This is a genomic window from Pseudoalteromonas shioyasakiensis, assembly GCF_022398475.1.
Lineage (GTDB): Bacteria > Pseudomonadota > Gammaproteobacteria > Enterobacterales > Alteromonadaceae > Pseudoalteromonas.
Map to the genome: position 1 here is coordinate 1 of NZ_JAKEVM010000047.1, position 16,850 is coordinate 16,850.

The 16,850-nt window shown below is 42.5% G+C and carries 17 protein-coding genes; 9 read left to right on the forward strand and 8 right to left on the reverse strand.

Going from position 1 to position 16,850, the window contains the following annotated elements; genetic code table 11:
- The first annotated feature begins 250 nt into the window (after window positions 1-250).
- From L1D51_RS10210 to L1D51_RS10220, 3 genes are all read left to right on the forward strand, one after another.
- Window positions 251-817, forward strand: a complete 567-nt coding sequence (locus L1D51_RS10210) for a BON domain-containing protein (RefSeq protein ID WP_054563315.1) — start codon at window positions 251-253, stop codon at window positions 815-817.
- Between the two features lie 57 nt (window positions 818-874).
- Entirely contained in the window at window positions 875-1,033 is a 159-nt protein-coding gene (locus L1D51_RS10215; protein ID WP_064971745.1) for a YqaE/Pmp3 family membrane protein, read from the forward strand.
- A gap of 253 nt (window positions 1,034-1,286) precedes the next feature.
- A complete protein-coding gene (locus L1D51_RS10220) occupies window positions 1,287-1,496 on the forward strand; it encodes a hypothetical protein (RefSeq protein WP_239963603.1) in 210 nt (69 codons plus the stop codon).
- Here L1D51_RS10220 and L1D51_RS10225 read toward each other — a convergent pair.
- On the reverse strand, window positions 1,481-3,508 hold the full coding sequence (locus L1D51_RS10225) for a methyl-accepting chemotaxis protein (protein WP_239963604.1): 2,028 nt from the start codon (window positions 3,506-3,508) through the stop codon (window positions 1,481-1,483). The two genes, L1D51_RS10220 and L1D51_RS10225, sit on opposite strands and share 16 nt — an antisense overlap.
- 112 nt (window positions 3,509-3,620) lie before the next feature.
- On the opposite strand from L1D51_RS10225, the gene L1D51_RS10230 reads away from it, so the two are divergent.
- Complete coding sequence (locus L1D51_RS10230) at window positions 3,621-4,391, forward strand: Rossmann-fold NAD(P)-binding domain-containing protein (protein WP_239963605.1); 771 nt, start codon at window positions 3,621-3,623, stop codon at window positions 4,389-4,391.
- Here the strand turns inward: L1D51_RS10230 and hutC are convergent, their stop codons facing one another.
- Window positions 4,392-5,099 (reverse strand): histidine utilization transcriptional repressor HutC, encoded by a 708-nt coding sequence (gene hutC / locus L1D51_RS10235; protein ID WP_239963606.1) that lies wholly within the window; start codon window positions 5,097-5,099, stop codon window positions 4,392-4,394.
- A 145-nt stretch (window positions 5,100-5,244) separates the two neighbouring features.
- Here hutC and hutI point away from each other — a divergent pair, with 145 nt between their 5' ends.
- Window positions 5,245-6,486, forward strand: a complete 1,242-nt coding sequence (hutI, locus tag L1D51_RS10240; protein ID WP_239963607.1) for an imidazolonepropionase — start codon at window positions 5,245-5,247, stop codon at window positions 6,484-6,486.
- A gap of 121 nt (window positions 6,487-6,607) precedes the next feature.
- Window positions 6,608-8,290 carry an EAL domain-containing protein gene (locus tag L1D51_RS10245; RefSeq protein ID WP_239963614.1) on the forward strand — a complete coding sequence of 561 codons (1,683 nt, stop codon included), beginning with the start codon at window positions 6,608-6,610 and terminating at the stop codon, window positions 8,288-8,290.
- Window positions 8,291-8,499: 209 nt separating this feature from the next.
- Here L1D51_RS10245 and L1D51_RS10250 read toward each other — a convergent pair whose 3' ends face one another.
- Window positions 8,500-9,549 (reverse strand): formimidoylglutamase, encoded by a 1,050-nt coding sequence (locus tag L1D51_RS10250; protein ID WP_239963608.1) that lies wholly within the window; start codon window positions 9,547-9,549, stop codon window positions 8,500-8,502.
- 5 nt (window positions 9,550-9,554) lie between these two features.
- Window positions 9,555-10,052 (reverse strand): ribonuclease E activity regulator RraA, encoded by a 498-nt coding sequence (rraA, locus tag L1D51_RS10255; protein WP_054552822.1) that lies wholly within the window; start codon window positions 10,050-10,052, stop codon window positions 9,555-9,557.
- 212 nt (window positions 10,053-10,264) lie between these two features.
- Here rraA and L1D51_RS10260 point away from each other — a divergent pair, with 212 nt between their 5' ends.
- The 3 genes from L1D51_RS10260 (at window position 10,265) to L1D51_RS10270 (ending at window position 13,833) form a co-directional block, all read left to right on the forward strand.
- The gene (locus L1D51_RS10260) at window positions 10,265-10,801 is read left to right on the forward strand and encodes a phosphatase PAP2 family protein (RefSeq protein WP_055197485.1); all 537 of its coding nucleotides are present in this window, start codon (window positions 10,265-10,267) and stop codon (window positions 10,799-10,801) included.
- Window positions 10,798-11,847, forward strand: coding sequence for an MJ1255/VC2487 family glycosyltransferase (locus L1D51_RS10265; RefSeq protein WP_239963609.1), 1,050 nt, complete (start codon window positions 10,798-10,800; stop codon window positions 11,845-11,847). The genes L1D51_RS10260 and L1D51_RS10265 overlap by 4 nt, the downstream gene beginning before the upstream one ends.
- Before the next feature lie 105 nt (window positions 11,848-11,952).
- Complete coding sequence (locus L1D51_RS10270) at window positions 11,953-13,833, forward strand: methyl-accepting chemotaxis protein (protein WP_239963610.1); 1,881 nt, start codon at window positions 11,953-11,955, stop codon at window positions 13,831-13,833.
- Window positions 13,834-13,927: 94 nt separating this feature from the next.
- Here the strand turns inward: L1D51_RS10270 and L1D51_RS10275 are convergent, their stop codons facing one another.
- The 4 genes from L1D51_RS10275 to L1D51_RS10290 all read right to left on the reverse strand — a co-directional run bounded on the left by L1D51_RS10275 (window position 13,928) and on the right by L1D51_RS10290 (window position 16,839).
- A complete protein-coding gene (locus L1D51_RS10275; RefSeq protein WP_055021375.1) occupies window positions 13,928-14,302 on the reverse strand; it encodes a gamma-butyrobetaine hydroxylase family protein in 375 nt (124 codons plus the stop codon).
- A 70-nt stretch (window positions 14,303-14,372) separates the two neighbouring features.
- Complete coding sequence (gene hslU / locus L1D51_RS10280; RefSeq protein ID WP_054563327.1) at window positions 14,373-15,701, reverse strand: ATP-dependent protease ATPase subunit HslU; 1,329 nt, start codon at window positions 15,699-15,701, stop codon at window positions 14,373-14,375.
- 11 nt (window positions 15,702-15,712) lie between these two features.
- Complete coding sequence (gene hslV, locus L1D51_RS10285; protein WP_054552816.1) at window positions 15,713-16,231, reverse strand: ATP-dependent protease subunit HslV; 519 nt, start codon at window positions 16,229-16,231, stop codon at window positions 15,713-15,715.
- Window positions 16,232-16,311: 80 nt separating this feature from the next.
- Complete coding sequence (locus L1D51_RS10290) at window positions 16,312-16,839, reverse strand: SPOR domain-containing protein (protein WP_054563328.1); 528 nt, start codon at window positions 16,837-16,839, stop codon at window positions 16,312-16,314.
- Window positions 16,840-16,850 lie beyond the last annotated feature (11 nt).

Genomic DNA, 16,850 nt, shown 5'->3' on the forward strand with positions numbered 1-16,850 from the left:
ATATAAATCAATGGTTTGTATTTTTTTGCTAATAAGCAACTTCGTTAAATTAACCACTGATTAATAAAATCAGCAACTAAATGGTTATTTTTGCAACATCGTGAACTTCTTACCGAGCAGCTTGTAAATCTTTACCTAAATGAATATAAATAGTCGCTGAATAAGCGTTTAACTTACTGAAAATAAACAAATAAATAGTTGGCATCATAGTCGCATTAGTAAATGTGTCTTAAATCAAAAGGAGAAGATTATGAACACTTTTAACAAATCTATGATTGCCGCTTTAGTAATTGGTGCAACTAGCATGTCAGCTCAGGCAAGCAGCTGGGAAAATGAAAGTAAAGATGCTTGGATTGATGGTAAGGCAGAAACTGTGCTTCTTATGAACACAAACCTTAACAACTTTGACATCAACACTGATGTAACGAATGGCAAGGTTGTACTTACAGGTAAAGTTGATAGCGAATTAGATAAAGAGCTTGCTGAAGAGCTAGTTCTTAGCCTAGACGGTGTTAGCTCTGTTGATAACAAACTAACTGTTGTTAAAAACATGAAAGCTAAGCACATGAAATCAGACAAAGCTGATTCAGCAGAAAGCGACTTAACCGACGCAAAAATCAGTACTGTAATCACAACACGTTATTTATTTAACTCAGAAGTGGGTGGTACAGACATCGATGTTGATACTGACATGGGTGTAGTAACACTAAAAGGTACTGTTGAGTCTGATGCAGAAAAGCAATTAGCGGTAAGCATTGCTGAAAATGCTGAAGATGTTCGCAAAGTAATCGATGAATTAACGATTGTTGCTGAATAATAGCAAGCCCTATATAGCCCAGCTTTGGCTGGGCTAAGCTTTTTCAAGGAGTGAGTCATGGATTTAATACGTATTATTTTATCGGTTTTAATTCCACCTCTTGGCGTATTTTTACAGGTAGGTTTAGGTGCGCAGTTCTGGATTAATATTCTTTTAACCTTATTAGGGTACATTCCAGGTTTGATTCATGCTGTGTATATCATCGCTAAGCGATAATCACCGCATTAATCTACAAGGATGGGTAATGGAGCACAGCAAGGAGTTGCTGTAGGAGTAACGGACGATAAACCGCAAGGAGTTTACAGTATGGATAATGTAACTACGCACAAAGGACAACAAGGAAGTAACAAGGCGTTATGGAGTAGCGCACAATGGCAACGCTTTATGGATAAAGTGAATGGAGATGACAGCAAGGAATAAGCTTAGGCAGGAGCCAAACAGGATGAAGCTAGCGTAAGGAGGTGACTATATGGAACAAGTACAAACGCAACCAACACAAGGATTGACCAACAAAGGAGTTGCTTTATGGAACAAGCAACAGTGGCACGAATTTATGGAACACGCGAAAGCGGTTGCGCCACGAGTAACAGGGAAGGCTGACGATAAAAACCCGATGTCATCTTCAGGTGACATCGGGTTTTTAACTACTTCAGCAATTTATCTTTATAACTTAAATTGATTCACCGTTTTATTTAAAGCGGCTGCCAATTCATTCAAATCACGTGCTTCATCCGCCAATTCATGGGCATGATCCGCAGTGCTATTCACTAAGTGATTTATTGCTGCCAAGCTATTGTTAATATCTTCTGCAACCACAGTTTGCTGCTCTGTCGAAGTCGCAATTTGATGACTTTGATCTTGCACATTTGTCACAGATTGCGCGATATCTTGTAGAGCTTGCAATACAATTTGTGTTTGCTCAACTGAGCCTTCAGCACGCTCTTGACCTTGTTGCATCATAGTCGATGCTTGTTGGGCAATTTGCTGTAAGCGGCTGACCATATTGCGAATATCATCAGTAGATTCTTGCGTTCTGCTTGCCAGTGAACGAACTTCATCAGCAACAACTGCGAAACCTCGACCTTGCTCACCAGCACGGGCTGCTTCAATTGCTGCGTTCAGTGCCAGTAAGTTAGTTTGCTCTGCAATCGAGTTGATAACATCAACTACCGCACCGATATTGCCACTTTCTTGTTCAAGACCCGCTACCACTTTAGACGCTTCACCGATATGGCTTGCAAGGGCGGTCATCACTGACTGAGCTTGAGTAGAACGTTTCGTACCGTCAACGGTAATGGTTTGCACTTCTTCAGCGGCATTATTGGTGTGCTGGGCATTACGCGAGATTTCCATCACTGTAGACGCCATTTCGGTTACCGCCGCACTAACACTATCAACTTGCTGCTTTTCTTGCTGAATTTCATCGTTGGTTTTTTGCGATACAATTTTCAACTGGCTTGCAGCTTGGCTTAGTTGCTCAGCCTGCGCAGCCGTATTTAGCATCATTGCACGAAGTTTATCGATGAAGGTATTCATGTGATGAGCAAGTTGACCTACTTCATCATTACTCTTGATTTCGATTTTTTGTGTTAAATCGCCATCACCTGATGCGATATCACGCATGATGTAAGTTAGCTTAGTCAGCGGTTTGGTGATCATTTGCGTGGCCCAGAAGATCATCGCAATGATAATCGCAAGAATGATGATCACTGAGGTTGTGGTTGTCATCACTGCATCATTTACTGGCTCATCAATCATACTTGTTGGAATTAAAATACCCACGTACCAATCAAGGTAAGGGGTTTCTAGCTCAAGGCGGTTGTATACAACGTAATATTGCTCACCTTTGAAAGTAACAAAGCTGCTGCCATCTTTTTGGCTTTTCATCGCGCGGTTTAATTCGCTAAAACCTGATGTGTCGCTAAATTGTTTTTCGAGGGCATCTAAGCCTTCTTTGCCATTCGGACCTTCGTCAGTCACAGATAGCTTGTGGCCAGTGCGCTTAGATAAGTGCACAACCTTTTGATTGCCATCAAGTAAGAAACCAAAGCCTTGGCCATTAAAGCGAATTTCTTCAACCATGTCGTTGATGTTGTTTAGCTGTAAATCAACACCACCAAAACCAACAAGTTTATTTTGTTTGTTATAAACAGGCTGTTGTACAACTGCAGAGGCATTACCTGTGGTTAGATCCACAGAAATTGGGCCTACATAGAGTTTGTTGATCTTTAAAGCATCTTGCCACCAACCACGTTTGTAAGCGTAGTAAGGCTGGCCATTATAATGAGTGGTTCGCTCGTTTTCTTTGAAGTACTCACCTGTTGTTGCAGATGCAAAGAAGGCAGATAAGATGTTGTCATCGTTGCCGCTGATACGCACAAAATCTTGATTAACGCTGTCGTATCCAGGTTGGTTATCAAGGCTTTGGTCACGTTCAGTCCAATTGTCGAACCAATTCACTAAATGCGGATTTGTAATGAAGGTTTGAACCACTTTACCGTATTTGGCAAAGTAACCTTGCATTGAAAGTCGTTCACTCTGTAAATAGCTGTCGGCTTCGCGTTGAATAGCTTGGCGCGATAGGTCAGCAATATGGCTAACAAAAAAACTAGACGCGATGATCAGTAGTACACTTATCGTCCCGCCGATGAGTAGTAATATTTTTTTACGTAAAGAGAGGTTATTTAACATAGGTGCACGTGTTTTTATTATCGGGTAGAGTTATCTATCTAATCATATTTGCACCCAAATCGCTACACCGTTAAGCGAACGTTAATAATAATTTCTAGAGGTAGTTGGATAAATGAGTTCTGAAAATAATAAACTGGTCGTTTTAGGGGCAGGTTGGCTTGGTAGTGCGCTGTGTGTTGAGGCAAAAGAATTAGCATGGCAAGTGCAGGGTACACACCGAAGTAGCGAGCACGAGCATGACTTTCAGCGCCAATTTGCGCTTGCAGACGATGTGCTTAAGCACGATGTTTCTCTTGAAGGTGCATGGTGGGTGTGTGCAATTCCACCGCGTAGTCGCAGCTCAGAAAGTAATTATTTAGTCACTTTGCAAGCAGGGCTTGAGCTTGCCAAGCAACTAAATTGTAAAGGCTTTATTTTATGTTCTTCGACGGGTGTCTACCCAACTGAGAATGGTCAATACGACGAGAGTACAGTAATCAATTGTCAATCAGCGCGCCAGCAACTGCTATTTGATGCCGAGCAGTTAGTGCTCAATGCCGGTGGTAAAGTGCTGCGTTTAGCGGGCCTTGTTGGGCCTGGGCGCGACCCAGGTAAGTTTGTGGCAGGTAAAGAGCTGTCTAGCTCAAGTCAGCAAGTGGTAAACATGGTTCAGCAGCAAGATGTGATAGCGGCGATTTTTTCTGTACTTGAAAACTGGTCAAGCGCGAGCAGCATTTATAATGTGGTAAATCCGGCGCATCCAACAAAAGTAGATTATTACCAGCAAAAATGCGCTGAGCAGGGCAATCAGCCACCGACATTTACTAGCCATGATAAAGGCCAGCGCCTCATTGATGGCTCAGCGATTGAGTCACTTAATTTTCAATACCAAATGCCTATTTAGCTACTTTTTAAAAGTTAGGTGGCCGCCCAGTCGGTATTTACTGCCCGGTGAGACTAAGCGTGCAAAGCTTACAATACCTTGCGTTGACCAGGTTCGGCGGATCACTTGTAAACAGGGCTCTTCGTTGTACAGGTTGAGCCATTCACACATTTCTTGATTGGGCATAATCGCTTCAACTGTGTGACGCGCCTCGGTAAGCGGAGCCGTCTGCGATAAGTATTCGTGGGGTGTTAGGCTGTGAAAATCTTGTTGTAAGTAGTCTTTAGCAAGAGCGGGGTTCACAAAACGCTCCTCAACTTGCAAAGGTTGTTCGTTCTCATTGTGCACAATCACACTTCGATAAACATGGCTGTCGACCTCGACACCCAAAGCAATCGCGATGGGGGCAATTGCGCTGATTGATTCCATCACTAAAATCGTACAACTGTAATTGCTGTTTCGTGCTTTAACTTCATCGGCAATGTTTTTGATTTCTAGTAATGAAGATTGTGATTTGAAGCTGGCAACAAAAGTACCTTGCCCTTGGCTGCGGGTTAAAATACCGGCATCGGTTAACTCACTGAGTGCACGCCTAGCTGTCATGCGGCTAACTTGAAATTGACTGGTGAGTTCGTTTTCTGAAGGGACACGGTCGTTTTCTTGCCATTCTCCCGATTGAATATTTTCCAGAATGAATTCTTTTATTTGCGCAAACTTAGGGACGCTCATTATGAAAAGTTTATTGGTAAGTTAACAGTGTGTTACAAGGTGACATAATTTCCTTGTATATACAAGATGAGTTGATAAACTTTAAGCAATTTTAAATTTAGGCTCATACTGAGTCTTTAGCAAGCATCAATATAATAGGTGAAAAATGCACACAACCAACAATGATCAAGCGCTCTGGGATTTACTGATCACAGATGCCAATATCGCCACAATGGATCCTGCTGTCGATGCACCCTACGGCGCCATTGAAAATGCAGCGATTGCCGTTAAAGATGGCAAAGTTGCCTGGTTAGGTGCACAAACCGATTTACCTAAATTTGACGCGTTAGCAACGCCAACTGTATCTGCAAAAGGGCAGTGGTTAACCCCAGGGTTGATTGATTGTCACACTCACTTAGTGTTTGCCGGTAGCCGCGCAGAAGAGTTTGAGCAGCGTTTACAAGGTGTAAGCTACGAACAAATCGCTGCAAACGGTGGCGGTATTGCAAGTACTGTACGTGCAACTCGCGAAGCCGACCACGAAACTCTCTTTGTTAGTGCTAAAGAGCGTTTAAATGCCTTATACGCAGAAGGCGTGACGACGGTAGAGATTAAATCTGGCTATGGCCTTGATTGTGAAAACGAAATTAAACTTCTCGAAGTCGCGCGTTTACTCGGTGAGAACCACCCGGTTGATGTTAAAACCACGTTTTTAGGTGCTCACGCATTACCGCCTGAATATAAAGGCCGTAGCGATGAGTACATTGACTTGGTGTGCGGTGAAATGCTTGATCGTGTTGTTGAAGCTGATTTAGCTGATGCGGTTGATGCATTTTGTGAAAATGTTGGCTTTAGTAACGAGCAAACTCGCCGTGTGTTTGAAGCGGCTAAAAAGCACAACTTACCAGTTAAGTTGCACGCTGAGCAGTTATCTAATCAACATGGCGCAGAGCTTGTTGCAGAATTTAATGGCTTATCGGCAGATCATATTGAACACCTAGATGAAGCTGGCATTCAGGCAATGGCTAAAGCGGGCACCGCAGCGGTATTGTTGCCAGGTGCATTTTACTTCTTACGCGAAACAAAGTATCCGCCAATTGAACTACTCCAGCAGTATCAAGTTCCGATCGCTATTTCAACTGACTTTAACCCCGGTACTTCACCATTATGTTCATTGCACTTAATGATGAATATGGCGTGCACTATTTTCCGTATGACACCAGAGCAAGCATTAGCTGGCGTAACACGAAACGCAGCGGGTGCGTTAGGTCTTGACGATCGTGGCGTACTAAAAGTGGGGGCTCGTGCTGATATTGCTCACTGGCAAATATCCCACCCTGCACAATTAAGTTACCAATTCGGCGTAAATAAACTGTTAAATCTGTGGATTTTGGGTAGACTTAGTTAGATAAGTTTTATTACGCAGTTTGGATTACATGTCATTGATTCTTAGTTTAGCGAGTAGTAGCACGCAACTCGTAAATTTAACAAGTGATGTAGTGCCAGTGTTTTTAGCTGGTAGCGTTTTTATGGCAATGATCTGTGCCTTATGCGTAACTCAAAACTCAACTTTAAGACTAAGCCTAGTCGTTAATGGCGTACTAGGTTTAGCTATTTTAAGCTTAGGATTACCTTGGCTGGTTATCTTACTTGCTTTAGCTTTATGCTTTCATTTATGGCAAGCATTTCGCACCACAAATTGGCTTGCCATAATATTGAGTGTCTCTGCTGCTATTTCATTTGCGGTTTTATACTCTGCCCACCTTTTACTCGACACCGCTTTATATTGGCTTGTTTTCTCGGTAGTTATTTTATCTATTTCAGGCTTTTTTAATTACGAAGAGCCCGAAGATGATGAGCAGGTTGAAGTTAAACCGCTCCATAACGATGATTTAGATGCCACACCACTGACTGGTTTACCTGATCGAAACGCGCTTAGAAATAGCTTTGTTGCATGGACTGAAGAGCACTCGGCTAACTGTGCACTAGTAATGATACGCCTTGAAGGTTTTAACGATGTTAACCAGCACATTGGTCGTGACTTTGGTGATTTATTATTAGCGCAATCGGCCACACGTATTAAACAGCAGCTTAGTGTTGATGCAGTGTTGAGTATGGCAAGTAACACCGCACATGCTGAAAAATTAGCGCATTTAGGGGGCTTAAACTTTGCGTTTATTTGCTCACTCGAAGAGCAAAAACATCTTCATGAGCAGCTGATCAGTCAAATTAGGCAAGTCACATTAAAGCCATTCAACGTTGCTAATTGTACAATTGAAGTTAAAGTGCGCGCCAGTTACGTGAACTGTGACGAACCAGAATACAGCTTCGAGAACTTAATTTCATTTGCCAACCTTGCCCTTGATTCAAACCCAGAGCGAGAAATTGTGCCTTATCACCCGCAAATGATGATCGAGCAATTAGAGCAACAAGCACGTCTACGCGAATTAGCTCACTTAGATTTTGCCAGCGAACTTGAGCTTTATTTTCAGCCAGTTATTCGTAATAGCGACGAGCAAATTGAGTTTTTAGAATTGCTGCTACGTTGGCAGCATCCAAAACAAGGCATTCTTTCGGCTAACAAGTTCATTGATGATATTCGTGTCGCTGGCTTAAGTTACCCTGTGGCAGCATATGTTATTGAACGTGCTGCTGAGCTTGCTATGGCACTGCGTATGGAAGGCATTGAACTACCACTCAGTATTAACGTGTTTGGCCCAGAAATGCTGCATGAAGAGTTCATTGAATTTGTTGACCGCATTATGAATGAACACCGCTTAGAGCCAGGCGATTTAATTATTGAATGCCCGCTCGATCTATTTATGAGCTTAGATGACCAAGGTAAAGCCATGGTCGCAAGGCTAAATAGTATTGGTATTAAGCTGTGTATTGATGGCTTTGGTGACACGCCAGTTTGGCTTGCGAAGTTACCTAATCTTAATGTTGAGTATATTAAAGTAGCTGCATCGCTAACCGCTGATTTTGCCCATCAAAGCCAAGTTCGTAGTCTAGTCTCTGGCATGGTGGATATGCATAATCAAAATAATGCCAAGGTGATTTGTGAAGGGGTAGAAACCCTAGAGCAACTCAAGTTTGTTAAGTCGTTGAATACCTACGCCGCCCAGGGTTATTACTTTAATTACCCGCTTAGCAGCGTAGGCATGATGTCGTGGTTAAAACAGTGGCGGTTAGAGCATCAGGGGGAAAGCTAAAGCTGTCAGATTGACAGTTAGCGAGTTGCTAGGGGAAAGAGTAAAGATAGAGCTTTCAGCCATCAGCTATCAGATTGAAAGTTAGCGAGTCTCAAGAGTAAAGTTGGCGAGCTCCTTGACTTAGATACTAGGTATTTTAGAGTTTCTAACTTTCTAACTTTCTAACTTTCTAACTTTCTAACTTTCTAACTTTCTAACTTTCTAACTTTCTAACTTGCCTCTCTCGCCTGCAAATACGCATTCACTAGGGCGGTGATGATTTGGCCAGCGTCGTTCATGCCTGCTTCTAAACCAACTGGGTGTTGCGACGGGGCGCCTTCGCATAAGTGAAGGTAATGAGCAGTTGTTTGGCTAGCTGCTAAATGCACAAAATGTTCTGCATCACTTACACTAAAGCCACAGTTGGTGTATGCACTAACCGGCATTAACGAAATGCTGTCTAGGTCGACTTCGACTCCTAGTGGCGCATTATCAAACTGCGCTAATGCGTGTTTACATGCTGAAGATAAATCAACGTTGCGACGTACTTGAATGTCTTGGTAACTATCAAACGTGAAGTTTGCGTTTGTCAGGGCATCCATAATCGCTTGGTTATTTTTAAATTCGTGTAACCCCATCACATGATAATCAGCAAGGTGGTTTTCGCTGTACGCATACCTAAAGCCATTGCCGCTATGACGGCCTTCACATTCTCTGAAATCAGCATGAGGGTCTAAGTTAATGGCGTTGACTGGTTTGCCATGTTGTTTGCTAAGAGCACGTAAAATACCTAAGCAGTTGTTATGGCCACCACCGATTACAATTGGCTCAAGGCCAGCTGCAAAAATCATTGCAAGCACTTGCTCAACGCGGGTGTCTATATCAGCGCATAATTCACGTAGTTTGGCTAAGTCGGTGTCGTTTTTATTATCAAGGTCAGCAGCTTGTTGGTTTAAATCATCAAGGGCCACTTCGCCGAGCAATAACACACGCTCGTGGTTTAAAAACTGATTATGCGTTTGGTTTAAAAAGCGCTTTAAAAATGCTTGCCACGCTTGTCCTGAGCCACCGTTACCTAAGTTAGCGCGAGGGCCAATATCTTCACATACGCCAACTAAAACATAGCGAATACCGAAGTGTTTTGCATCGATGAGTGCTTGTGGGGCGTTAACTTGAGTGTCGAGAAGGGCAAGGGCTTGCCAAGCTTTGAGTTCGTTAGCGCGGCGAGCACATAAGTGCTTTACCGCCGCTTCATCATAAATTTTAAGGTAGTTTGTCACCGAGATTAGTCTTCTATTATTTCTAACTCTAATTCTTCAGCAGATAATATAATACCGGTGCTATCAGCGTAAACAAAGTCGTCATCAAAGAAAGAAACGCCTGCGAAGTTAACACCAATGCCGTCTTCACCTGCGCCTTCGCTATCGGCAGCAACAGGAATAGAGGCAATTGCTTGAATGCCTAAGTCTAGCTCTTCAAGTTCATCAACATGACGAATGGCACCGTAAACGATAATGCCTTGCCAGTTGTTTTCTAATGCGATTTCAGCCAGCTCTATATCAATAAGGGCGCGTCGGGTAGAACCACCACCATCAATCAATAACACGCTGTCAGTGCCATCGGTTGATAAAATTTCGCGGATCAGCTCGTTATTTTCAAAGCATTTAACGGTTTTTACTCGACCACTAAAGCTTGGGCGTCCACCAAAATTGATAAACATTGGTTCGAGCACATCAACCACATCTGCAAAGTGGTCGCATAAATCAGAAGTGCTGTAATCCATTTTTTCATCCTCTAAAGAGACTGTCTGTTTAGTACTCAGTATACCCTGATACAACTCAATAACAACGACTTAATAGCGGATTATTGGTTTAAATCAAAGGAATTTCGCCATCGCAACATTAGTGTCTCAAAAGCGTCACCTAATTGTTATTTTTAGCGCCTAAGCTGAGATGAGTATAAAAATTAGACGCAAAGTATGACAAGGAGCTCACCATGGCAAACAACATACTTACTAAATTGGCCAAAGTAGATGAACAGTTGTTTTTAAGCGTGTTTAACGATGCTTCGCCAGTTTGGCTCAGAAGATCAGCGCTCGGGTTTTCGAAAAGTGGCGATGGCGGACTTTACGTGGTGTTGTTTCTTGGGTTTTGGTGGTTCACCGAGCAGTTGCACTTTCAACAACTGGCGATGAGTATTTTGGTGGGTTTTGCCATTGAGCGGCCTATTTACTTTTTAGCTAAAAAGCGAATCGCACGGGTCAGACCCTGCGACTGCTTAGTGCAAGGTGCTTATTTAGTGCCAAGCGACCAATTTAGCTTACCGTCGGGGCATAGTGCTGGGGCATTTGTGGTGGCGACTATTTTAACTATCTATTTTCCTGAATTTGCTGTGCTGTGGCTGATGTGGGCATCAGGGGTGGCGGCATCTAGAGTGATTATTGGTGTGCATTACCCTGCTGATGTGGTGATTGGCGCAGTGATGGGGTCAAGTTGTGCAGTATTAGCTGTAATGGTGGTGGAGTCTATATGAGAATTTTGTACGGTATTCAAGGTACGGGTAATGGCCATATTACTCGAGCACGAGTAATGGCAACGACCTTTAAAGCATTAGGAGTCGATGTTGACTATGTGTTTTCGGGTCGTAAAGAGCAAGACTACTTTGATATGGACGATTTTGCCGATTACCGAGCTTTTCGAGGTTTGTCGTTTACCAGCAAGTCGGGGCAGGTTGATAGCTTTAAAACATTAAAAAATGCGCGCCCGCTGCAGCTTTTAAAAGATATAAAAAACCTTGATTTACGTCATTATGACTTGGTGTTTAATGACTTTGAGCCGATTACAGCATGGGCAGCTAAACAGCAAGGTATCCCTGTTATTGGTATGAGCCATCAAGCGGCGTTTTTATCTGATAAAGTGCCAATGTTTGGCCGAGCTTTTTTTCGTCGTGCGCTGATCCGTAACTATGCGCCAGCGAGCGTTTATTTAGGGGTGCATTGGCAGCCTTATGCAGAAAACATCATTCCGCCATTTATTGCTAATCATCACCATGATAACCCGGTGATGGTCGAAAATAAGGTGTTGGTGTATTTGCCTTTTGAAAGTTTAGACAGTGTGGTCGACTACCTCAAAGACTTTCCTGAGCGTGAGTTTTACTGTTATCACCCAGATGCGCAAGATTGCTCTATCGGTAATATTCATCTAAGAGCGCCGTCACGCGTTGGCTTTTTAAATGATTTGGCCAATGCTGGTGGTGTAATTGGCAACGCCGGATTTGAACTTGCAAGTGAAGCGTTGCAATTAGGTAAAAAGCTATTGCTAAAACCACTTGGAAAACAATTTGAGCAGGGGATTAATGCACAGACGCTATTGTCGATGGGTGCAGCCCATGTCATGAGCTATTTAAACCCCAATGCGATGGATGATTGGTTGCAATCGCCACAGAACAAAAAACTGAATTTTCCAAGTGATCCAGCACCTTTGGTTGATTGGTTGCAAAAAAAACAATGGGAAAAGCTGGATAAATTGCATAAACATCTATGGCAACAGGTTGATTTAGAACAAAAACTGATTGTTTAAAAGTACCTTATATTGGAAAATGCGCGGCAAGTTTAACCACTTTTTATTAGCTGCTTTAAATAGTTTAGCTATACTTTAAATGCATGTTTCTATAAGGCACTTTGAATGAATGTATTACAAAACTTAACTATTAAGCGTCGTTTACAGTTAAACGCGCTCGTTGTTGGTCTTGCAATGATTGTGATGCTGTGTGTAATTATCTTTGAGTCGCGCATGATGCTAAAGCTCAACGAAACAATTCAAAATGCGGAGGAGCTCGACATTCATGAACTTGCGATGCGTAAACATGAAAAAAACTTTTTGTTTTACAAAGATGTCGATAGCCTTGAGCTTTTTGAAAAAGAGTATTCGCAGCTAAAAAATAAAATGGCGCGACTAGACGAGTTAGTGAAAGATTTGTCGATGGACTCATCTAAGCTAAATGAATTTAGACGTCTTGCGAAAACTTATTACGATGACTTCAATGAAGTTGTGGTACTACAAAAGAAAATAGGTTTACACCCTAAAGATGCACTTTATGGTGATTTACGTGGTGCGGTGCATCAAGTAGAAACATTATTAAGTGAGCGCGAAAACTATAAATTACTGGCTTTAATGCTACAGCTTCGCCGTGCAGAAAAAGACTTTATGCTGCGCTTTGATTTAAAGTATATGGGCAAGTTTGATGATTTAGTTGCTAGCTTTAGATCAGAGGTTAAAAACGCTGGGTTCGATGCAAATTACGAAAACCAATTGCTTAGTTTGCTTGCGACTTATCAGAGTAAATTTAAAGCCTTAGTTGATGCACAAGTTACCTTGGGCCTTGATTTAGAGTCAGGGGCACTCGGTGAGATGAAACGCAGTGTTGAGCTTAGTGATGCAATTGTCAGCCAACTGACCACACAAACTAAAGAGTTTGTAGAATCTAGTGCTGCTAGTGCGCAGTTGATTGCCATTCTTGTGTTTATTATTGCGAGCATTTTAGTGATGCTATTAGTTTACTTTACTAGCCGCTCAATTATTCAGCCTATAGAACGTGTGTACCACACGATTAACGAAATTCGTCGCAATAACGACTTAAGTATGTCGATTACTCAATCAGGTAAAGACGAAATCACCACAATGACGATCGACTTTAATAGCTTGATCAGTGATTTTAAAAAGCTGATTTACGAGGTAAATACAGCGCTAAGTACTCTTAACGTGGCAACAGAACATTTATCTGAAACGACTGCAGCAACTAGCTCAGGTATGCAAGAGCAGCTGCACGAAGCTGATATGGTTGCCACAGCTGCCACCGAAATGCAGGCGACGATTCAAGATATCTCACACAATACTGAAGCAGCAGCGAAAAAAGCTGAGTCGACTAACCTAAGTGCGCAGCAAGGCCGCTCTGAGGTTGAATCTACTGTGGTGCAAATAAACCACTTATCTGATTCACTCGGTAATGCGTCAAGCGTGGTGTCGCAGTTAGAAAAAGACGCTGAAACCATTGGCTCTGTACTTGATGTTATTCGTGGCATTGCTGAGCAAACAAACTTACTGGCACTCAATGCAGCCATTGAAGCGGCGCGTGCCGGTGAACAAGGCCGTGGCTTTGCGGTAGTAGCAGATGAAGTTCGCTCACTTGCACAGCGTACTCAAGATTCAACGCAAGAGATCGAGAGCATTATTTCGACCTTACAAGGGCGTACGCAAGAAGTGGTGAGCATTATGCAGCAATGTCGTACGCAAGGTGGCGAAAGTGCAGCACAGGCAAGTAAAGCCGGTGAGTTACTACGCTCAATCACCGAAGATGTACAAACCATAATGGATATGAGTACTCACATTGCCACCGCAATTGATGAGCAAAGCCAAGTGGCTTCTGAGGTGAATAAAAACGTGGTACGTATTCGTGATATTGCGCAAGAAGCATCGGGCCACGCGGCGACTAATGCGCAAACCAGCGAAGAGGTGTCTGAGCAAGCACGTGTGCTTTATCAGGCAATCGATAAGTTTAAAGTTTAATGAATTTCTGTTGAAAAACAAAAGCGCGGTGACGGTTTCGTCATCGCGCTTTTTTGTTGTTTGGGTGTGCTTTATCGAGGCATTTTGATAGGTATTAAGGCACAAACTTAATAGGCACGCTGTCTTTACTTGCTTCGTGCTCAGAGACTCTCGTTTGGTATTGCTGCCAAAGCTCATCATGGTTAGCTTGCAGCTCACTTAAATAGTGCCAGCTGAATAAACCGCTATTATGATTATCGCTAAACACCAGTCGAATCGCATAATGGCCAACCGGCTCAATCTTGCTAATTCCTACCTGTTGCTTACCAAGTACGAGTTTCATAGGTTCATTGCCATGACCTTGTACTTCAGCAGAAGGTGAGTGAACACGCAAAAATTCAGCACTAAATTGAGCAATAGTCTGATCATCAAAATGAACATCTAATACTTTGCTAACGCTGTGATAATGCACTTTAGTGACTTCTTTCATGTGAGCCTTACCTTATATAAACTAAAAAGCCTCCAACAGGAGGCTTTTAATTATAACGCTAATTTGTTGATTAAAGAATGAAGCGACTTAAGTCTTCATCTTCAACAAGTGCACCTAAATGCTGCTCAACGTAATTGGCATCAATTGTTAGTGTTGAACCTGCTTTTTCTGAAGCATCAAATGAAATTTCTTCCATTAGTTTTTCCATCACAGTGTGCAAGCGACGGGCACCGATGTTTTCGGTTTTCTCATTTACTTGCCAAGCCGCTTTCGCGATACGTTCAATGGCATCATCAGTAAACTCAACGTCAACTTGCTCTGTTTTTAACAGCTCACGTTGTTGCTCAGTTAATGAAGCATGAGGCTCAGTTAAGATACGTTTAAAGTCATCAGCACTTAGTGCTTCAAGCTCAACGCGGATTGGTAAACGGCCTTGCAGCTCTGGGATCATGTCTGATGGTTTAGACATTTGGAATGCGCCAGATGCGATAAATAACATGTGGTCAGTTTTAACCATGCCATGTTTAGTGCTTACTGTTGAACCTTCGATTAATGGTAGTAAGTCGCGCTGTACACCTTCGCGGCTAACATCTGGGCCAGATGCTTCACCACGTTTACAGATTTTATCGATCTCATCGATAAACACGATACCGTTTTGCTCTACTGCAAAGATAGCTTGCTCTTTTAACTCTTCAGGGTTAACAAGTTTTGCTGCTTCTTCTTCAACTAATAGCTTAAACGCTTCTTTGATTTTTAGCTTACGGTTGCTGCGCTTATCGCCACCCATGTTTTGGAACATGCTCTGAAGCTGGTTGGTCATTTCTTCCATACCAGGAGGAGCCATGATCTCAACATTAGGTTGAGCTTGTGCAACATCGATATCAATTTCTTTATCGTCTAACTGACCTTCACGTAATTTTTTACGGAAAGATTGGCGAGTAGAAGAGTTCTCTTCTGTTTTTGACTCACCAAAGGTATCGCGTGCTGGTGGTAAAAGAGCATCTAAAATACGCTCTTCTGCCGCTTCTTCAGCGCGATGTTTGAATTTTTTGGTTTGCTGTTCACGCGTCATTTTAATTGAGATATCAACTAAATCACGAATGATCGTTTCAACTTCTTTACCAACATAGCCCACTTCGGTGAACTTTGTTGCTTCAACTTTAATAAAAGGCGCATTAGCAAGTTTAGCTAGGCGGCGAGCAATTTCAGTTTTACCCACACCTGTTGGGCCAATCATTAAAATGTTTTTTGGTGTTACTTCACTACGTAAATCATCGCTCAGTTGCATACGGCGCCAGCGGTTACGTAGCGCGATTGAAACTGCTTTTTTAGCTTTAGCTTGGCCAATAATATGTTGATCAAGCTCGTGAACGATTTCTCTTGGCGTCATCTCAGACATGGCAGTTCCTATTACAATTCTTCAATAGTTTGGAAATTATTCGTGAATACGCAGATGTTGCCTGCAATAGTAAGGCTTTTCTCTACAATGTCACGTGCACTTAGGTCGGTGTTTTCTAGTAGCGCTGTGGCTGCTGATTGCGCGAAGTTACCACCACTGCCAATCGCAATTAGGTCGTTTTCTGGCTGCACAACATCACCGTTACCTGTGATAATTAATGAAGCAGTTTCGTCTGCAACTGCTAATAGTGCTTCGAGCTTTCTAAGTGCGCGATCACTACGCCAATCTTTGGCCATTTCTACGGCAGCTTTGGTTAAGTTGCCTTGGTGCATTTCTAGTTTGCTTTCAAATCGTTCGAAAAGGGTGAAGGCATCAGCAGTACCGCCAGCGAAACCAGCGATTACTTTGCCATTATAAAGACGTCGAACTTTGCGGGCGTTGCCCTTCATTACGGTGTTACCAAGTGAAACTTGGCCGTCGCCACCAATAACGACCTTGTCGTCGCGGCGTACACTTACAATAGTGGTCATGATTATTCCTCATCATCGAGCGGCAAGGCCGCTCGTAAAAAGCGATTGATGAGGTGTTTATATGGGTGAATGAACTAAAATCAAGTCCAAAGCCAAATTCCGCAGCCCATTATTTTGATGCGTTTAAGTTTATTCTTGTCACTTTCGGCTAAACGTTTGGTTTCGTATGGGCCTAAGCGCACTTTATACCAAACACCATTGCTGCCCTGTGTTTTCTTAACTTCGGCCACTAAGCCGGCAAAAGCGATTTTAGCTTTTAATGTTTGTGCTTGCTCTAATGTTCTAAAAGAGCCGCATTGCATTACATATGGGCCTTTTTGTTCAATCTCTTTTACTTCAACCTGAACTTCGTGCTCTTTAATCTCTTTGATAAATTCAGGTGTCTTAGGTGGTGGAATAACTACTTCTTCTTTTTTAGTCGGGTTTGCTTGCTGTTCTACTAACTCAGGATCAGCATTATGTTTGATATACCATAGGCCGTAACCAAACCCGCCTACTAAGATAAGCGCAATTAAAACAAGAATAATAGGGAAGGGCTTTTTCGCCGGGGCTTGTTTTTTATTATTTCGATTTGCTGGTTTTTTATTTATGTAATCGTGTTGTGCCATGACTCTTAATT

What these genes read in the sequence shown, in the direction of transcription:
- L1D51_RS10210 (WP_054563315.1), top strand. Translation starts at nt 251, where the DNA reads ATGAACACTTTTAACAAATCTATGATTGCCGCTTTAGTAATTGGTGCA.
- L1D51_RS10215 (WP_064971745.1), top strand. Translation starts at nt 875, where the DNA reads ATGGATTTAATACGTATTATTTTATCGGTTTTAATTCCACCTCTTGGC.
- L1D51_RS10220 (WP_239963603.1), top strand. Translation starts at nt 1,287, where the DNA reads ATGGAACAAGTACAAACGCAACCAACACAAGGATTGACCAACAAAGGA.
- L1D51_RS10225 (WP_239963604.1), bottom strand. Translation starts at nt 3,508, where the DNA reads ATGTTAAATAACCTCTCTTTACGTAAAAAAATATTACTACTCATCGGC.
- L1D51_RS10230 (WP_239963605.1), top strand. Translation starts at nt 3,621, where the DNA reads ATGAGTTCTGAAAATAATAAACTGGTCGTTTTAGGGGCAGGTTGGCTT.
- hutC (WP_239963606.1), bottom strand. Translation starts at nt 5,099, where the DNA reads ATGAGCGTCCCTAAGTTTGCGCAAATAAAAGAATTCATTCTGGAAAAT.
- hutI (WP_239963607.1), top strand. Translation starts at nt 5,245, where the DNA reads ATGCACACAACCAACAATGATCAAGCGCTCTGGGATTTACTGATCACA.
- L1D51_RS10245 (WP_239963614.1), top strand. Translation starts at nt 6,608, where the DNA reads ATGGCAATGATCTGTGCCTTATGCGTAACTCAAAACTCAACTTTAAGA.
- rraA (WP_054552822.1), bottom strand. Translation starts at nt 10,052, where the DNA reads ATGGATTACAGCACTTCTGATTTATGCGACCACTTTGCAGATGTGGTT.
- L1D51_RS10260 (WP_055197485.1), top strand. Translation starts at nt 10,265, where the DNA reads ATGGCAAACAACATACTTACTAAATTGGCCAAAGTAGATGAACAGTTG.
- L1D51_RS10265 (WP_239963609.1), top strand. Translation starts at nt 10,798, where the DNA reads ATGAGAATTTTGTACGGTATTCAAGGTACGGGTAATGGCCATATTACT.
- L1D51_RS10270 (WP_239963610.1), top strand. Translation starts at nt 11,953, where the DNA reads ATGAATGTATTACAAAACTTAACTATTAAGCGTCGTTTACAGTTAAAC.
- L1D51_RS10275 (WP_055021375.1), bottom strand. Translation starts at nt 14,302, where the DNA reads ATGAAAGAAGTCACTAAAGTGCATTATCACAGCGTTAGCAAAGTATTA.
- hslU (WP_054563327.1), bottom strand. Translation starts at nt 15,701, where the DNA reads ATGTCTGAGATGACGCCAAGAGAAATCGTTCACGAGCTTGATCAACAT.
- hslV (WP_054552816.1), bottom strand. Translation starts at nt 16,231, where the DNA reads ATGACCACTATTGTAAGTGTACGCCGCGACGACAAGGTCGTTATTGGT.
- L1D51_RS10290 (WP_054563328.1), bottom strand. Translation starts at nt 16,839, where the DNA reads ATGGCACAACACGATTACATAAATAAAAAACCAGCAAATCGAAATAAT.